Here is a 15,448-nt window from a genome sequence, read left to right on the forward strand (position 1 = left end):
TTATGCCACTTTTTAACGTTTATCCTTTATATGATGTTACTCCAGTTTCAGCAAATGGAGTTTATGTTTATGATAAAAACAATATAGAATATTTAGATTTATATGGTGGCCATGCTGTCATTTCAATTGGTCATTCTCATCCAAAATATGTTGAGGCTGTTTCTATACAAGTTGCAAAATTGGGTTTTTATTCGAACGCAATTCAGAATCCTTTACAAAAACAGTTAGCAGATAAATTAGAAGAACTTTCTGGTTGTAAAAATTACGAATTATTTTTATGTAATTCTGGTGCAGAAGCTAATGAAAATGCATTAAAACTAGCCTCTTTTAAAACAGGAAAATCTAGAATAATTGCTTTTAAAAATGGTTTTCACGGACGAACTTCTGCAGCTGTTGCTGCTACTGACAATGCAACTATTATTGCACCAATAAACGCACAACAAGAGGTTACAATTCTTGATTTAAACGATATTGAGGGTGTAAAAAAAGAACTCAAAAAAGGCGATGTTTGTGCTATTATTGTCGAATTTATTCAAGGAGTTGGTGGTTTAGACGAAGCTTCTGCTGATTTCTTTGAACAAGTTGATGTTCTTTGTAAAGCAAACAACACACTTTTTATTGCTGATGAAGTGCAGTCTGGTTATGTACGTTCAGGAAAGTTTTTTGCTTTTCAGCATTATAATGTGACACCAGATATTATTTCTATTGCCAAAGGTATGGGAAATGGTTTTCCTATTGGAGGTATTTTAATTCATCCTTCTATTGAAGCTAAATTTGGAATGTTAGGAACTACTTTTGGTGGAAACCATTTAGCTTGTGCTGCTGGTTTATCGGTTTTAGATGTAATTGAAAAAGAGAAGTTAATAGACAATGTAAAGGAAGTATCAGCCTATTTTGTAGAAATCGCAAAAACAATTCCACAAATAAAAAAAATTAAAGGAAGAGGCTTAATGCTGGGGCTAGAATTCGAATTTGAAGTAGGTGATTTAAGAAAGAAATTAATTTACGATTACCACATTTTTACAGGTGGAGCAGCTAATAAAAAATTATTAAGAATTTTACCTCCACTAACTGTCAAAAAAGAACACATCAATCAGTTTTTTGAAACTTTAATTACTGCTTTAAACAATTAAATTTAAACACAAAACACAAATAGATTGAACACTAAACACTAAACACTGAATACTGAATACTGAATACTGAATACTAAAAAATGAACACCTTATTATCCATAGAAACAAGAAACGCTGTTTTGTTAACAATGGCAAAGCTTTTAGAGAAAAACAGAGCAGAAATAATCAGCATTAACAAAACAGATTTAAAAGCTTATAAAGGTGATGATATCTCTATGTTCGATCGTTTAAAAGTTAATGATGTAAAAGTTGATGAAATGATTAAAGCGGCTTTGCATTTGGCTTCTCAAGAAGATCCTGTAGGTGTAGAGCGTTTTAGTTTTAAACACGAAAACGGAATGCAGGTCTTTAATAAAACGGCTTCTTTTGGTACTATTTTAATTATTTACGAATCTAGACCAGATGTTACTGTTGAAGCTGCAGGAATTGCATTTAAATCTGGAAATAAAATTTTATTAAAAGGTGGTAAAGAATCATTAAACTCTAACTTAAAGATTGTTGAGTTATGGCACAAAGCTTTAAAACAGCATAAAGCTTCTACAAATTGGGTAGAATATTTACAGTTTAACAGAACAGAAACACAAGCTTTTTTAGAAAAACCTACACAAAAAGTAGATTTAATTGTACCAAGAGGAGGAGAACGTTTAATTGCTTTTGTAAAACAACACGCTACTTGTCCTGTTATTATTAGCGGACGAGGAAACAATTTTGTCTATGTTTCTAAAGAAGCGAATATAGATATTGCAATTGATGTTATTATCAACGGAAAATCTAAAATTTCTGCTTGCAATGCAGTAGATAAAGTTTTAATTGATAAAAACCTTCCAAATAAAAAGGAGTTTATCGAACAATTAATATCAAAATTAAAAGCTAATAAAATTGATATTTTGGGTGATGAAATTGTTGCCGAAAATTACAATTTACAAGCAATTGAGTCTGATAGAGTTTGGCTTGAAGAGTTTTTAGATTATAAAATCGTGATTGGTGAAATTGCAAACACTGAAGCTGCTATTCAAAAAATAAATCATTTTTCTGGAGGACATTCTGCTGCCATTATCACCAAAAATGATGCAATTGCAAAAATATTTATGGAAAACATAGATTGTGCTGCTGTGTATCATAATGCATCTACTCGTTTTACAGATGGTGGGCAATTAGGTTTGGGAGGAGAATTAGCCATTAGCACAGATAAATTGCATCAACGTGGACCAATTGGGTTACAACATTTAGTAACTAACAAATGGTATGTTCACGGAAATGGACAAATAAGATAGTATGAAAAAGAAACGCATATTACTAAAAATTGGTTCAAACACATTGACCAAAGAAACTAATAATATATCTAGAGGAAAAATAGAAGATATTGCCAATCAGATTGCAAAACTCAAAGATTCTTGCGAGTTTATAATTGTGAGTTCTGGTGCAATTGCTGTGGCAAAACAGTTTGTAAAACTAGAAAGCAAACAGTCAGCAATCTTTGTAAAACAAGCCTTAGCTTCTATTGGACAACCGCACTTAATTAGAATTTATCAAGAAATATTTAGAGAATATGGTTTGTTGAGTTCTCAGTGCCTTCTCTCCTATTCCGATTTCGAAAAACAGGAAAGCAAAACCAATATTGTAAATACCATAAATGTGTTGGTTAACAATAATTACATTCCGATTATCAATGAAAATGATACGGTTGCAACAGACGAAATTAAATTTGGTGATAACGATAAACTAGCCGCTTTAACAGCTTCTTTATTAAATGTAGATTTACTAATTATTGCCACAAATACAAATGGAATTTACACAAAAGAATCTATTAAAAATAAACAACCAAAAACAATTAAAGAAGTTACCAATTTTGATGCTTTAAAAAATGAAATTGTCAACTCTAAATCTACGCACGGAAGTGGTGGAATGCAATCAAAAATTGAAGCAGCTTCTTTAAGTAAAAATGCAAATATAGAAACGTGGATTGTAAACGGTTTAAAAGATAATTTTATTACAAATGCTTTTGAAAATAAAATACCGTTTACAAAAATAAAATAATTACTAGCAGTTTAGATCTCTTTCAAAAAAATATAAAATGAGACATTATACATCTATAAACGACATTGACGATATCTATTCTTGGATTGAAGAAGCCAAAGAAATTAAAACAAATCCTCTAAAGAATATTGAATTAGGAAAAAACAAAACCTTAGGTTTATTATTCTTTAATTCAAGTTTAAGAACACGTTTAAGTACTCAAAAAGCCGCACTTAATTTAGGTATGAATCCAATAGTGATGAATGTTTCTGGTGATGCTTGGGGAATTGAATTCGGTAATGGAACTGTAATGAATGGTAAAACTGCAGAACATATTAAAGAAGCTGCACAAGTAGTTTCTCAATATTGTGATGCAATTGCTATAAGAGCATTTCCTAGTTTAACAGACAAAAAATTAGATGAATCTGAACACGTTTTAAATTCGTTTGTAAAATATGCTTCTGTTCCAATTATTAATATGGAAAGTTCAACTGCTCATCCTTTACAAGGTTTAACTGATGCAATCACAATAGCGGAAAATACAACAAAAAAGAGAGCAAAAGTAGTTTTAAGTTGGGCGCCACATATTAAAACTTTACCACACGCTGTTAGCAATAGTTTTGTAAAAGCAATGCAAAAAATGGATGTAGAATTTGTAATTGCAAATCCAATAGGATATGATTTAAATCCAGAAATTACTAAAGACACGCCTATTTATCACAATCAAAAAGAAGCATTTAAAAATGCCGATTTTGTATACACAAAAAACTGGAGTGCTTATGATAACTATGGGGAAATTTTAAAAATTGATGAAAATTGGATGATTACCAAAGACAAAATTGGTAATGCAAAATTTATGCACTGTTTGCCTGTAAGAAGAAATGTGGTTGCAGAAGATGCTGTTTTAGATAGCGAAAGTTCTTTGGTAATTGAACAAGCAAATAACAGAACTTATGCAGCACAATTGGTATTGAAAAAGATATTGGAAAACTTATAATCGATTCAACTAAACCTCTAAGGTTTTAAAAACCTTAGAGGTTTTGAAAAAAATATAGGAAAATTTATAAAATCGCTTTTAGCATTTTGCGCGCTAACAGCTAACGACTAACAGCTAATAATGGAAAAACTATCAATCATAAAAATTGGAGGTAATATTATCGAAGATAAAAAATCTTTAAATGCTTTTCTAAAATTATTCTCTAACATAAAAGGAAATAAAATCTTAGTGCATGGAGGAGGAAAACGTGCTACTCACATTGCATCAAAATTAGGAATTGAATCTAAAATGGTAAATGGCAGAAGAATTACTGATGCAGCAACTTTAGAAGTCATAACTATGGTTTACGGAGGTTTAGTGAACAAAAATGTGGTGGCTAAATTACAAGCTTTAAATACCAACGCAATTGGTTTAACAGGCGCAGATATTAACAGTATTCAATCTGATAAAAGACCTGTAAAAGATATTGATTTTGGTTTTGTAGGTGATGTAAAAAAAGTAGCCCATAATTCTATTGATAAACTAATTAAAGCTGGTTTCACACCCATTTTTTGTGCCATTACACACAATGGAAAAGGACAATTATTAAACACAAATGCTGACACAATTACAAGTACAATTGCAGTTGGTATGAGTAAAATCTATGAAACATCTATCTATTATTGTTTTGAATTAAATGGTGTTCTACAAGATTTTAATGACAAAAATTCTGTTATTAAAAACATCAACACAGAAAAATATAAAGAGCTTTTGGCAGAAGGAATAATAGTTGATGGAATGTTACCAAAACTAGAAAATTGCTTTGATGCCTTAAAAAATGGAGTTGCCAAAGTACATATTGGAAACACATCAATGTTAAGAAAAGAAAACGAGTTTTTTACAACAATTACATTATAAAAATGATCATCGAAAAATTAACAAAAAACGCTATTACACTTCTTAAAAATTTGATTGAAACGAAATCATTTTCTACAGAAGAACACAATACTGCACTTTTAATTGAAGCTTGGTTTAACAATAATAATATTCCTTTTAAAAGAACAAAAAATAATATCTGGGCAACCAACAAACATTTTGATGAAAGTAAACCAACAATGTTGTTAAATTCTCATCACGATACAGTACATCCAAATACTGCTTATACAAGAGATCCTTTTAAAGCAACTGTAGAAGGAGATAAATTATATGGTTTAGGTTCTAATGATGCTGGTGGTTGTTTGGTTTCATTAATTGCAACTTTCACTAATTTTTATACCCAAGAAAACTTAAAATACAATTTAGTTATTGTGGCTTCTGCAGAAGAGGAAAACAGTGGACCTAATGGATTAAACAGTATGTTACCAATTATTCCACATATTGATGTAGCAATTGTTGGAGAACCTACTTTAATGAATTTGGCAGTTGCAGAAAAAGGTTTGGTGGTTTTTGATGCTGATGTAGAAGGAACACCAAGTCACGCAGCACATCCAAATGATAACAACTCAATTTATAATACGATTGAAGTTTTACAATGGTTTAAAGATTTTCATTTCGAAAAATCTTCTGAAACTTTGGGTGATGTGAAGATGACAGTAACTCAAATAAATGCTGGTAAACAACACAATGTAGTGCCTGCACACACCAATTTGGTAATTGATGTTCGTGTAAATGATGCTTATTCAAATCAAGAAATTGCAGACATTTTACAAGAAAAATCACCTTGTACAAAAATTACTCCAAGAAGTTTACGATTAAATTCGTCATCAATTTCTACTGACCACGATTTGGTAAAAGCAGGAATTGCAATGGAGAGGAAAACTTATGGTTCTCCAACATTATCCGATCAATCTGTGTTATCTTGCCAATCATTAAAATTAGGACCTGGAGATAGTAAACGTTCGCATTCTGCTGATGAATTTATTTATCTATCAGAAATTGAAGAAGGAATTAGAATATACGTTGAATTGTTGAATCGTGTAATTGTTTAAAAAAGAATAGAGAAACAAGAGAAAAGAATAGAGAATAAAGACGTGAAAATTTTGTCTTTTTTCTGAAAGTGAAACGGTCTTTTTTCTTGATTCTAAATTTTAAAATAAAATTTATAAATATGAAACTTTGGGATAAAGGATTTAGTATAGACAAACAAATAGAAAACTTTACTGTTGGTAACGATAGAGAAATTGACATTCACATTGCAAAATATGACGTTCAAGCATCAATTGCACACGCAATTATGCTAGCATCTATTGGTATTATTACTACTGATGAATTAAAAGATTTAAAAAAAGGTTTACAAGAATTAGCAACTGATATTGAAAACGGAACGTTTGAAATTGAAGCATCCTTTGAAGATGTGCACTCTAAAATAGAATGGGAGTTGACTAATAAGTTTGGTGAAGTTGGCAAGAAAATTCATACAGCGCGTTCTAGAAACGATCAAGTTTTAGTGGCTTTGCAATTGTATTATAAAGAGAACTTATCAATTATAAATGATAAAGTAAAAACGCTGTTTGATACCTTATTAAATTTGGCTGAAACTCACAAAGACAGCTTATTACCTGGTTATACGCATTTACAAGTAGCAATGCCATCATCCTTTGGATTGTGGTTTTCTGCCTATGCAGAATTACTAATTGATGATGTTTATGTATTAAATGCAGTATCAAAAGTTGTAGACCAAAATCCTTTAGGCTCTGCTGCAGGTTATGGCAGCTCTTTCCCTATTCACAGAGAATTAACAACCAAAGAACTCAATTTTTCAACCTTAAAATACAATGTTGTTGCTGCGCAATTAAGTCGTGGAAAAAGTGAGCGTTCTATTGCTTCTGCTTTAGGCGGATTGTGCAACACAATGGCTCGTTTTGCTATGGATGTTTGTTTGTATATGAGTCAGAATTTTGGTTTTATCACTTTTCCTGATGAATTAACCACAGGAAGTAGCATTATGCCGCATAAAAAAAATCCTGATGTTTTTGAATTGATTCGTGGAAAATGCAATAAAATTCAGGCATTGCATTCAGAAATGCTATTGATTACCAATAATTTACCAACAGGTTATCACAGAGATTTTCAATTGTTAAAAGAAAACATTATCAATGCTTTTGAGGATGTAAAAGATATTTTAGACATTTTTAATTACTCCATTCAGCAAGTAATTGTAAAAGATATCGATTTGAATGATGAAAAATATCAATATTTATTTACTGTTGATGCTATTAATAATTTAGTAGTTGAAGGGATGTCTTTTAGAGAAGCCTATCAACAAATTGGTGGTCAAGTTCAAGCAGGAACTTACAAACCAGATTTAGGAAAAAAACATTCTCACGTAGGTAGTATTCATAATTTAGGTTTGGATAAAATTAGAGAGAAATATCCTAAACAATAAATTTATACAAGGGATTAAAACCTCTTATTGTTTTATTTAATTTGATAATCAAGATTATATTGTTTTCAAAAACAATGCAATCCTATTTTTCAGGAAACACAAATAATTCTTCGCTTACTATTGGATTTAATTGAATTTTTTTAACTAAAAGAGTTATTTGCATAGAAGAATTATTTTTATAAGAATTTTTTATTACAAAAGGAAAATGTAAATTATTTACTTTTCTATAATCTGATAAAAATTGTTGTCTTATTTTACCTCTAAACATTCCTGTTTTTTCTTCTTCTTCTATTAATATTAGTAAAAAAGTTTTCGTATCAAAATAGTAATAAACGATATTCTCTACCACTTGTCCATTTAAAAATAAGGTGTTTTTAAGAACTATTATTTTATAACACTCCGTTTTATTTATAGTTTCTTTCCCTAATAATTCTATTTCAAAACCTTTTTTTTTGTAATCTATAAAAGTGTTCGGAAAATCATCTCGTTGCGAACGTAGTATTTCTGTTTGATTTTCACTTAATTCTCTGGTTTTTTTAGATCTCGAATAATCCCAAGCTTTATTTCCATCAAAAATATACTCAACCATTTCATTTCTATTTGTAAATACTTTTTTTAGTTGCTTGCCATTTTTTAAATGGATAGTTACTATAGAATCAAAAAAACTTTTGTTCTCTATTTTTTCTGTCGTTTTAATTCCTTTTATTTTTTTCCAATTTGCATAGCCACCCGTGTTTTTAATAAATTGTTTACAAATTTCATCAGCTGTTTGCGCATTAAGTGAATAATTTAAAGCTATCAATAGCATAAATACTATTTTTTTTTTCATTTTATATGTTTTAAAATCTGTTTTCATTTATACTACTTTTCTTTTTTACTTTTTTGCTTATTTTTTTACCAGAAGAAAAACGATACGAAAACCCCATAGAAATAAAAGGAGTTGGTATGCCTGTAGTTTTTTCTAAATTTCTAACACCATCAAAAGTGTAGGTTTTTATTTTTCTATTAAAAGTATTTAAAATATTATACAAACTAAAATTAAAACTTCCTTTGTTTTTTAAAACACGTTTAGATAAAGTTATGTTAGCACTAAAATTTCCTCCATTTGTCTTCTGAATACCGTTTAAACTATTTGTTATAGCAGAGAAATAGGTTCTTAAATTAATTTTTTTTGGTAAAGAAAAATCATTTATTAGCTCTAAACCAACCAAACTCGCATCATTCTTAATTAAATTGCTCTTTACTTGTGCATAGGAAAAATTTGAATAGATATTAAATGACCACCATTTGTATGGCGATACTCTTGGGTAAGTAATATTAAAAAAATGAACTTTTCGTTCGCCTATATTTTGGTAAGAAATTACCGTAAGTTTATTTTTTTGCGTTGCTACTTGAGAAAAAGCGTTATTAACTACTTTATAAGAATAGTTAAAAAAATACTTGTTTTTATGAGTATAAGAGAGTTCGTAACTATTAATAGTTTGTGGCTTTAAATTTGGATTTCCTTTTTTTACTGTAAAATCGTTTAGGTAAATTTTAAAAGGATTTAACTGAATATAGCTAGGTAAATCATAAATCTTTTTAAAAGACATAGCCAAACTACTAGTTTTAGCTTTATTTGTAAGATACTTTAAAGACACTACTGGTAATAATTGGGTATAAGAATTATTAAAAGGTTTAGAACTTTTAGTAGAAATACTCTTGGTTACAATATGTTCTAATCTTACCCCTAATGAATATTTAAAGCTATTTGCATTTGAGTCTGTAGAAACATAACTGCTATAAACTTGCTCTGTATAATTAAAGTTGTTACTTAGTGCTGAATTAATTTGCCAAGTTGAATTCTCTGGATTAAGAACTTCAAATAAATTCGTATTATTAATAATTACTTTATTATAATTAATACCTGTTTCAAAAATATTATTAGTTTTTAAGGGTACTGTATAGTCTATTAAAAAACTAAAAACTTCATTTTTTTCATTCTTTTCATCTCTATTTTGTCTTTTGGTAATTATGGTTTCTGTGGCATTTTTGTTTAAAATATCAAAGAAATTATTATTATCATTAAAACTTTCATGATAATTAATTGCCATATCTAACCGTTGTTTCTTTTTAATATCATAACGATATGAAAAATCGTAATTATAATTTATTGTTGGGGTTCTTTGTACTAAAGCATTCGTAAAAATATTATCTAATAGAATATTCTTAAACTGTTTGCTAGATAAATTTTGTTTTTTTGTATTATTTGCATCTCTAATAGAAATACCAGAAGAAAAGGAATGCTTTTTATTTAATTCGTAATCAATGCCAAAAATATAGCTTAACGAATTCATTTTAAAATTATTTTCTGTTGTATTTAAAAAAAGCTGTTTACTATTTATAAACTCACGTTCTGTATAATTTATATTTTCTCTATCTAAAAACAAACCCGTTAAACCACCTGTAAACGTAATTTTATTCGTTTTATAATCCATAAACAAAGAAGGCATAAAAGATTGGTTGTTATTCCGATACCTACTTGAAAAAGAACCTAAAAACCCATTATTTCGTTGTTTTTTTAAATTTATATTTAGGATACCTTCTATTCTGCCACTATATTTGGCACTAGGTGTTTGTATAATTTCTATATTTTCCAATCGGTCTCCATACATACTACCTAACATATTATATAACATTCTACCAGAAACTCGAGTACGCTTGCCGTTTAACTGAATTAAAATAGAACTCTTACCTATCATACCAATAGTTTCTTTTATTTCATCTACTTTTAAACCTGGTAAATACTCTAATATTTGCGTTATTGGTTTTTTATTTAACAGCGAATCATTTTTAATGTTAAAAACCATTCCGTTAGCAGAATGACTAATTCCTTTAGTTATATTATTACGAATTACAATTTCATCTAATACAGTAGCTTTTTCTCTTAATATAATTGGAGCTAGTATCGTATTTTTTATAAGTTTTATTTTTTGTGTTGTTCTCTGAAAACCTAACATACTAATACTCAAATAGTAATTGCCACTATTTGTTTTTATATAAAAAGAACCATCTTCTCTACTAATGGTTTTTGCTCTTTTAGTTGTTTCTATATTTGTAAGTATAATATGTGCATAAGCTAGAGGTTTATTATTGGCATCTAATATGCGACCACTAAAATTTACTGAGTTTGATATTGAATCTTTAGAAAACCCAATAACATACTGACTATGTATTGAAGATAGTGTAAGAAACGATAATAATAGAAATAATAAAATTTTCATTAAATTGTTTAATTAGTAAACTAAATTCTCATTAATGCAAAATTTGTATTAATGAGAATTTAGAAAAGACTTGTCATATATTCCTTTCTGCATTTTAAACCTTTATCAATTGCAGCATTCTATTTATCGAATTCAATCAGTCCACTTCCATCCGCATCTATCCTAATAAATAACATATAAGTAGCATCTTTAAAAGTTAAAAATTCCTCAACAGATAATTTACCATCTCCATTTGCGTCAGTTTTAAAAATGCTAGAATGCAGTCATTACTACTTTAAGAAAAACTTCCACTTATTAGTATTACACTTGACAAACTTAAAAGTACTAGTTTTAAATGTTAAAAAAATATATTTATTCTAAATAACAATTAAACGGAAAATGCAATAAAATTCAGGCATTGCATTCAGAAATGGTACTGATTACCAATAATTTACCAACAGGTTATCATAGAGATTTTCAATTATTAAAAGAAAACATTATCAATGCTTTTGAAGATGTAAAAGATATTTTAGACATTTTTAATTACTCCATTCAGCAAGTAATTGTAAAAGATATCGATTTGAATGATGAAAAATATCAATATTTATTTACTGTTGATGCTATTAATAATTTAGTAGTTGAAGGAATGTCTTTTAGAGAAGCCTATCAACAAATTGGAGGTCAAGTTCAAGCAGGAACTTACAAACCAGATTTAGGAAAAAAACATTCTCACGTAGGTAGTATTCATAATTTAGGTTTGGATAAAATTAGAGAAAAGTATCCTAAAAAATAATAATTTGCTGACGGTTTGTATAAGATTAGTTGTATGATTTAAGCACTAAAGTTAGCAAACAAATTAGAGATAGAAAGTCCGCAAGTACTTTCGTAAATTGGGTGAAACCAAGCAATTAATTATACACGGTGTTAGTCAAAGTCTTTTCCTCATTTGATTAAAACTTCTTATATAATTTTGGACAAATTCTTTTCATAGATTCCTTATCGTCTTCTTGCCAATTAAATTCAAAATTATTATAACCTCCTTGTTCATTTTGAAATTTTTTGTAGTCAATATAATCGTAAATTTCCTTACCAGTTTTAGTTTTAAAAACATTTTCAGGTATGTAGAATAATTCCTCTAATTCGTAGCTGGAAAAGATTCTTTTTTCTAGATCTGAAAGAGTATCTGGGTCTTTAACTGCTTTGTAGAAAACATTTTCCCCTTGTGAAATAAGCCAACAACGAAAATATTCAAATCCATCATCAGAACAACCACCTTTCATTATATACGCAGCACACCATAATTCAGACGAATATGAATCTCCTAATAATTTTGATGTTCTCAAATTAAAACCTATAATTTCTTTTGGTGTTAACTTTAGTAATTGATTTAATAATTCGTTTTTTTGTTTGCTATATTTTTTAAATTCAAGAAATGATTTATTAATTATTTTCCAATATTTAACTTCCTCTATCATTTCACTTGATTTTTCAAAGTTTAAATTTTCTAATTTTATATTCTTATTTTTCTCAAACTTAGAAACTTTCACAGGTTTTTGAGTTCTTTCTATACAAGAAAAAAATAGTGTAATAATTAGAATGTTTATTATTAATCTCACTTGGTTTAAATTTTGACTAACGTAAGCACGTATATTCAACGTTTAAATGTTTTATAAACGCAGTTAGCAAAATTCGTGATTTAGAATTAAAAAAACAACAGGAAAAACACCAATTATAATTTTTTCTAGTATTTATCTTTAAGCGGTTACATCATTTAAACATTTTTTCTAAAGTTCTAAAACGATACTCAAAAATACTTTTAAGCTGTTTTTTTATAAAGAGTTTTTGTGTTAAATGACCTAAAATTCCAAAGGGTATTTTATAGGATATTTTATCTTTCATTAAAGTTTTTCCATCAGGTAATTTTTGAAACCAATGTTCATGGTGCCACATTTTATATGGGCCAAAACGTTGCTCATCAATAAAAAATTCTTTGTCTTTTACTTGGGTAATTTCTGTAACCCAATTCGATTTTATTCCTGGTAAAATTGTTACTTTGTAAGTAATTATTTGTCCTGCAAAAGCTTTTTTATCAACTTTAGAAGTAATTTTAAAACCCATTTTTGCTGGAGTTATTTTCTCTAAATTATCTGGTGAACTGAAAAAAATCCACGCTTTTTCTAAAGGAATATTTAAAACTTGTTCAGCTGTAAGTGTATAAATTCCTGAATGTTTTTTAAATTTTATCATCAGTTATTAAAAACAATGTATGCGTTTAAACTTGTTGCAATAGTCATCCATATTAAATAAGGGAGTATTAATAAAGTATACCATTTTATTTTTTTTAAATGCTTAAAAGTAAAATAGCCTATTAATAACCATAACATTGCAATAATTACTAAGCCTAGAACTGTTAAATGTTGATTGAAAAAAATGTAGTTCCAACTTACATTTAATATCCATTGAAATGTATATAAAGTAATTATTTTTTTATCTAAGTAATAATATTTAAAACTCAGTTTTGTCATATAAAATGCAAAGCAAAGCATAATTGTAGACCAAGCAAATCCAAAAACCCAGTTAGCGGGTGTCCAAGGAGCTTGATTTAGTGAAGTGTACCAAACAGTTTGCGGACCATTTTTCATCAATAAAACACCAATTGCAAGCGCAAGAAAATTAGCTGTCAAAAATATAAAAAAACGCATATATTTATTCATAACTTAATTGTTTCTTCTTTAAGAAATTAAAGGTTAATTGTATAGAAAATAATAAAACAAATGCGTAAAAGAAATCTTCTAAAGGAATAGTAAAGATTCTAAAACCAATATTTTCTGCATTGTTATACCAAACCACTGGTTCTTTAATAAAACTACCTGTTAAAATTCCGTTTACAATTAAAAAAGGAATTAATATTATTAAAAAACTAGGATAATATTGTTGCAATGTTTTAAGTTGATATTTTACACTATATAACATCAATATTAAAAAACAAATGAAATTTACTGTTGTATACCATTTTCCAAAATTGAATATTAATATTGAAATAGCCAGTAAAATCAATAGAAAACTGATGATTTTGGTTATTTTTTTTGATACTCTAAAATCTAGAAAATAATATTTTAGAACCTCATGAGTAAATAAACAAGCGTAAGGAATACAAAAAAAGAATAGCCATTCTTCTATGGGCATTTCAAAAATTTTAACTCCTATAAAATAATCTGAATTAAATCCCCAAACTCCATTTATTGTAAAAATTGCATCCCAAATTAAAAAAGGAATCGCAATTAAAATTATACTTAAAAAAACAATTTTAAAATATTGAATAAAATGAAATTTCTTTTCTAAAATACTATATAATAGCGGAATACTTATGCTTCCTAAAATTAAAAAGAGGTATAAATATTGACTCACTTTTTATATTTTTTAAAGTATTTAAACGGAACAAACAGCATTCCAAAACATTCTCCTTCTTCTTTTCCTAAATGTTTATGATGAATTTTGTGCGCTTTTCTTAAACCTTTTAAATAACGATTATTGGTATTTTTAAACCATTTAAAACGTTGATGAATTAAAACATCATGTACTAAAAAATAGGCAATTCCGTAGCATAAAATTCCAAGCCCGATAAAGAATAAAAAAGTATGCTCTGTATACGTTCCAAAATAAAAAAGCAACATACTGGGTACAGCAAAAACTACAAAAAAAGCATCGTTTTTTTCAAAAACTCCTTGGTATTTTGGTTGATGATGATCTTCGTGCAAATACCAACCAAAACCGTGCATAACATACTTGTGTGTACACCAAGTAACACATTCCATCAATAAAAAAACTCCTAAGGTAATTAGTGCGTAAATCATTAAATAATATTTAACTTATATTTTACATAACTTCTTGCTAACAAATTGATTTTCATTGGGTTTGATATTCTAATTCGAGTATCCATAATTTTTTCTGATGGAACTCTCTTTAGCTTTTTTAGTAATCTTTTGTAATATCTATACGCCATATAAACTCCAAATTTGGCTTCCATTGGTAATTTAAGAATTCCATTTTTAAAAGCAAAATCAAAATCTTCTTCAATCTCGTTTATAATAACTTGTTTTGAGGCTGCATTTAATTCTCCTAAATTAATATTCGGAAAATAAGAACGATTTAAAACTTGATAATCATCTTTTAAATCGCGTAAAAAATTTACTTTCTGAAACGCAGATCCCAAACGCATTGCAGCATTTTTTAATTCTTTAAAACGTTTTTTATCACCATCAACAAAAACTTTTAAACACATTAAGCCTACCACATCTGCAGAACCATAAATATATTTATCATACTCCGCTTTTGTTTGATATTCTGTTTTATACAAATCTGCTTTCATACTTTTTAAAAAAGCTTGCACCATTTCATCTGGAATATCATATTTTGTTACAGTTTGCTGAAATGAATTCAAAATTGGATTTAAACTAATACCTTGTTCTAAAGCTAAATAATAATCTTTTTCAAAATTATTGAGTAGCATTTCTTTGTTATATTGATGAAAAGAATCTACAATTTCATCAGCAAAACGAACAAAACCATAAATATTATAAATGTCTTTTCTAATTTTTGGCGACAATAAATTTACAGCCAAAGAAAATGAAGTACTATATTGTTTGGTAACCAATTTACTACATTCATTAGATACTGTATCAAATAATTCTTTCAT

At 28.1% G+C, this 15,448-nt stretch carries 16 protein-coding genes and 1 pseudogene; 8 read left to right on the forward strand and 9 right to left on the reverse strand.

Annotated elements, in window-relative coordinates; all coding sequences use genetic code 11:
- Positions 1-2: 2 nt before the first annotated feature.
- The 7 genes from ACY2RX_RS01940 to argH all read left to right on the forward strand — a co-directional run bounded on the left by ACY2RX_RS01940 (position 3) and on the right by argH (position 7,510).
- Positions 3-1,133: an aspartate aminotransferase family protein gene (locus tag ACY2RX_RS01940; RefSeq protein WP_490102267.1), complete on the forward strand. Its 1,131-nt coding sequence runs from the start codon at positions 3-5 to the stop codon at positions 1,131-1,133.
- Positions 1,134-1,213: 80 nt separating this feature from the next.
- The gene (locus tag ACY2RX_RS01945; RefSeq protein WP_490102268.1) at positions 1,214-2,407 is read left to right on the forward strand and encodes a glutamate-5-semialdehyde dehydrogenase; all 1,194 of its coding nucleotides are present in this window, start codon (positions 1,214-1,216) and stop codon (positions 2,405-2,407) included.
- Between the two features lies 1 nt (position 2,408).
- A complete protein-coding gene (gene proB, locus ACY2RX_RS01950) occupies positions 2,409-3,170 on the forward strand; it encodes a glutamate 5-kinase (protein ID WP_490102269.1) in 762 nt (253 codons plus the stop codon).
- A gap of 37 nt (positions 3,171-3,207) precedes the next feature.
- Complete coding sequence (locus ACY2RX_RS01955; protein ID WP_490102270.1) at positions 3,208-4,146, forward strand: N-acetylornithine carbamoyltransferase; 939 nt, start codon at positions 3,208-3,210, stop codon at positions 4,144-4,146.
- Positions 4,147-4,266: 120 nt separating this feature from the next.
- Entirely contained in the window at positions 4,267-5,043 is a 777-nt protein-coding gene (gene argB / locus ACY2RX_RS01960; protein ID WP_490102271.1) for an acetylglutamate kinase, read from the forward strand.
- 2 nt (positions 5,044-5,045) lie between these two features.
- On the forward strand, positions 5,046-6,113 hold the full coding sequence (locus tag ACY2RX_RS01965) for a M20 family metallo-hydrolase (RefSeq protein WP_490102272.1): 1,068 nt from the start codon (positions 5,046-5,048) through the stop codon (positions 6,111-6,113).
- A gap of 119 nt (positions 6,114-6,232) precedes the next feature.
- Entirely contained in the window at positions 6,233-7,510 is a 1,278-nt protein-coding gene (gene argH, locus ACY2RX_RS01970; RefSeq protein ID WP_490102273.1) for an argininosuccinate lyase, read from the forward strand.
- An 82-nt stretch (positions 7,511-7,592) separates the two neighbouring features.
- On the opposite strand, the gene ACY2RX_RS01975 is transcribed toward argH, so the two are convergent.
- The 3 genes from ACY2RX_RS01975 to ACY2RX_RS01985 all read right to left on the reverse strand — a co-directional run bounded on the left by ACY2RX_RS01975 (position 7,593) and on the right by ACY2RX_RS01985 (position 11,036).
- The gene (locus ACY2RX_RS01975) at positions 7,593-8,339 is read right to left on the reverse strand and encodes a LolA-like protein (protein WP_490102274.1); all 747 of its coding nucleotides are present in this window, start codon (positions 8,337-8,339) and stop codon (positions 7,593-7,595) included.
- Positions 8,340-8,349: 10 nt separating this feature from the next.
- Entirely contained in the window at positions 8,350-10,773 is a 2,424-nt protein-coding gene (locus tag ACY2RX_RS01980; RefSeq protein ID WP_490102275.1) for an outer membrane beta-barrel protein, read from the reverse strand.
- Positions 10,774-10,892: 119 nt separating this feature from the next.
- Positions 10,893-11,036, reverse strand: coding sequence for a hypothetical protein (locus ACY2RX_RS01985; protein ID WP_490102520.1), 144 nt, complete (start codon positions 11,034-11,036; stop codon positions 10,893-10,895).
- A gap of 104 nt (positions 11,037-11,140) precedes the next feature.
- Here ACY2RX_RS01985 and ACY2RX_RS01990 point away from each other — a divergent pair.
- Positions 11,141-11,545 (forward strand): annotated as a pseudogene (locus tag ACY2RX_RS01990) (argininosuccinate lyase); the annotation flags it as partial.
- A 157-nt stretch (positions 11,546-11,702) separates the two neighbouring features.
- On the opposite strand, the gene ACY2RX_RS01995 reads toward ACY2RX_RS01990, so the two are convergent.
- From ACY2RX_RS01995 to ACY2RX_RS02020, 6 genes are all read right to left on the reverse strand, one after another.
- The gene (locus tag ACY2RX_RS01995; protein ID WP_490102276.1) at positions 11,703-12,299 is read right to left on the reverse strand and encodes a DUF4240 domain-containing protein; all 597 of its coding nucleotides are present in this window, start codon (positions 12,297-12,299) and stop codon (positions 11,703-11,705) included.
- A 220-nt stretch (positions 12,300-12,519) separates the two neighbouring features.
- Positions 12,520-12,999: an SRPBCC family protein gene (locus ACY2RX_RS02000; protein WP_490102277.1), complete on the reverse strand. Its 480-nt coding sequence runs from the start codon at positions 12,997-12,999 to the stop codon at positions 12,520-12,522.
- Entirely contained in the window at positions 12,999-13,466 is a 468-nt protein-coding gene (locus tag ACY2RX_RS02005) for a TspO/MBR family protein (protein WP_490102278.1), read from the reverse strand. The genes ACY2RX_RS02000 and ACY2RX_RS02005 overlap by 1 nt, the downstream gene beginning before the upstream one ends.
- Positions 13,459-14,160, reverse strand: a complete 702-nt coding sequence (locus ACY2RX_RS02010; RefSeq protein ID WP_490102279.1) for a lycopene cyclase domain-containing protein — start codon at positions 14,158-14,160, stop codon at positions 13,459-13,461. Before ACY2RX_RS02010 ends, ACY2RX_RS02005 begins: the two co-directional genes overlap by 8 nt.
- Complete coding sequence (locus ACY2RX_RS02015; RefSeq protein WP_490102280.1) at positions 14,157-14,606, reverse strand: sterol desaturase family protein; 450 nt, start codon at positions 14,604-14,606, stop codon at positions 14,157-14,159. Before ACY2RX_RS02015 ends, ACY2RX_RS02010 begins: the two co-directional genes overlap by 4 nt.
- On the reverse strand, positions 14,606-15,448 hold the full coding sequence (locus tag ACY2RX_RS02020) for a phytoene/squalene synthase family protein (protein ID WP_490102281.1): 843 nt from the start codon (positions 15,446-15,448) through the stop codon (positions 14,606-14,608). The genes ACY2RX_RS02015 and ACY2RX_RS02020 overlap by 1 nt, the downstream gene beginning before the upstream one ends.

This window comes from Polaribacter sp. 2405UD43-2, assembly GCF_058147125.1.

Bases quoted from the DNA above. Each gene is read 5' to 3' on its own strand.
- ACY2RX_RS01940 (WP_490102267.1), top strand. From the start codon at position 3: ATGCCACTTTTTAACGTTTATCCTTTATATGATGTTACTCCAGTTTCA.
- ACY2RX_RS01945 (WP_490102268.1), top strand. From the start codon at position 1,214: ATGAACACCTTATTATCCATAGAAACAAGAAACGCTGTTTTGTTAACA.
- proB (WP_490102269.1), top strand. From the start codon at position 2,409: ATGAAAAAGAAACGCATATTACTAAAAATTGGTTCAAACACATTGACC.
- ACY2RX_RS01955 (WP_490102270.1), top strand. From the start codon at position 3,208: ATGAGACATTATACATCTATAAACGACATTGACGATATCTATTCTTGG.
- argB (WP_490102271.1), top strand. From the start codon at position 4,267: ATGGAAAAACTATCAATCATAAAAATTGGAGGTAATATTATCGAAGAT.
- ACY2RX_RS01965 (WP_490102272.1), top strand. From the start codon at position 5,046: ATGATCATCGAAAAATTAACAAAAAACGCTATTACACTTCTTAAAAAT.
- argH (WP_490102273.1), top strand. From the start codon at position 6,233: ATGAAACTTTGGGATAAAGGATTTAGTATAGACAAACAAATAGAAAAC.
- ACY2RX_RS01975 (WP_490102274.1), bottom strand. From the start codon at position 8,339: ATGAAAAAAAAAATAGTATTTATGCTATTGATAGCTTTAAATTATTCA.
- ACY2RX_RS01980 (WP_490102275.1), bottom strand. From the start codon at position 10,773: ATGAAAATTTTATTATTTCTATTATTATCGTTTCTTACACTATCTTCA.
- ACY2RX_RS02000 (WP_490102277.1), bottom strand. From the start codon at position 12,999: ATGATAAAATTTAAAAAACATTCAGGAATTTATACACTTACAGCTGAA.
- ACY2RX_RS02005 (WP_490102278.1), bottom strand. From the start codon at position 13,466: ATGAATAAATATATGCGTTTTTTTATATTTTTGACAGCTAATTTTCTT.
- ACY2RX_RS02015 (WP_490102280.1), bottom strand. From the start codon at position 14,606: ATGATTTACGCACTAATTACCTTAGGAGTTTTTTTATTGATGGAATGT.
- ACY2RX_RS02020 (WP_490102281.1), bottom strand. From the start codon at position 15,448: ATGAAAGAATTATTTGATACAGTATCTAATGAATGTAGTAAATTGGTT.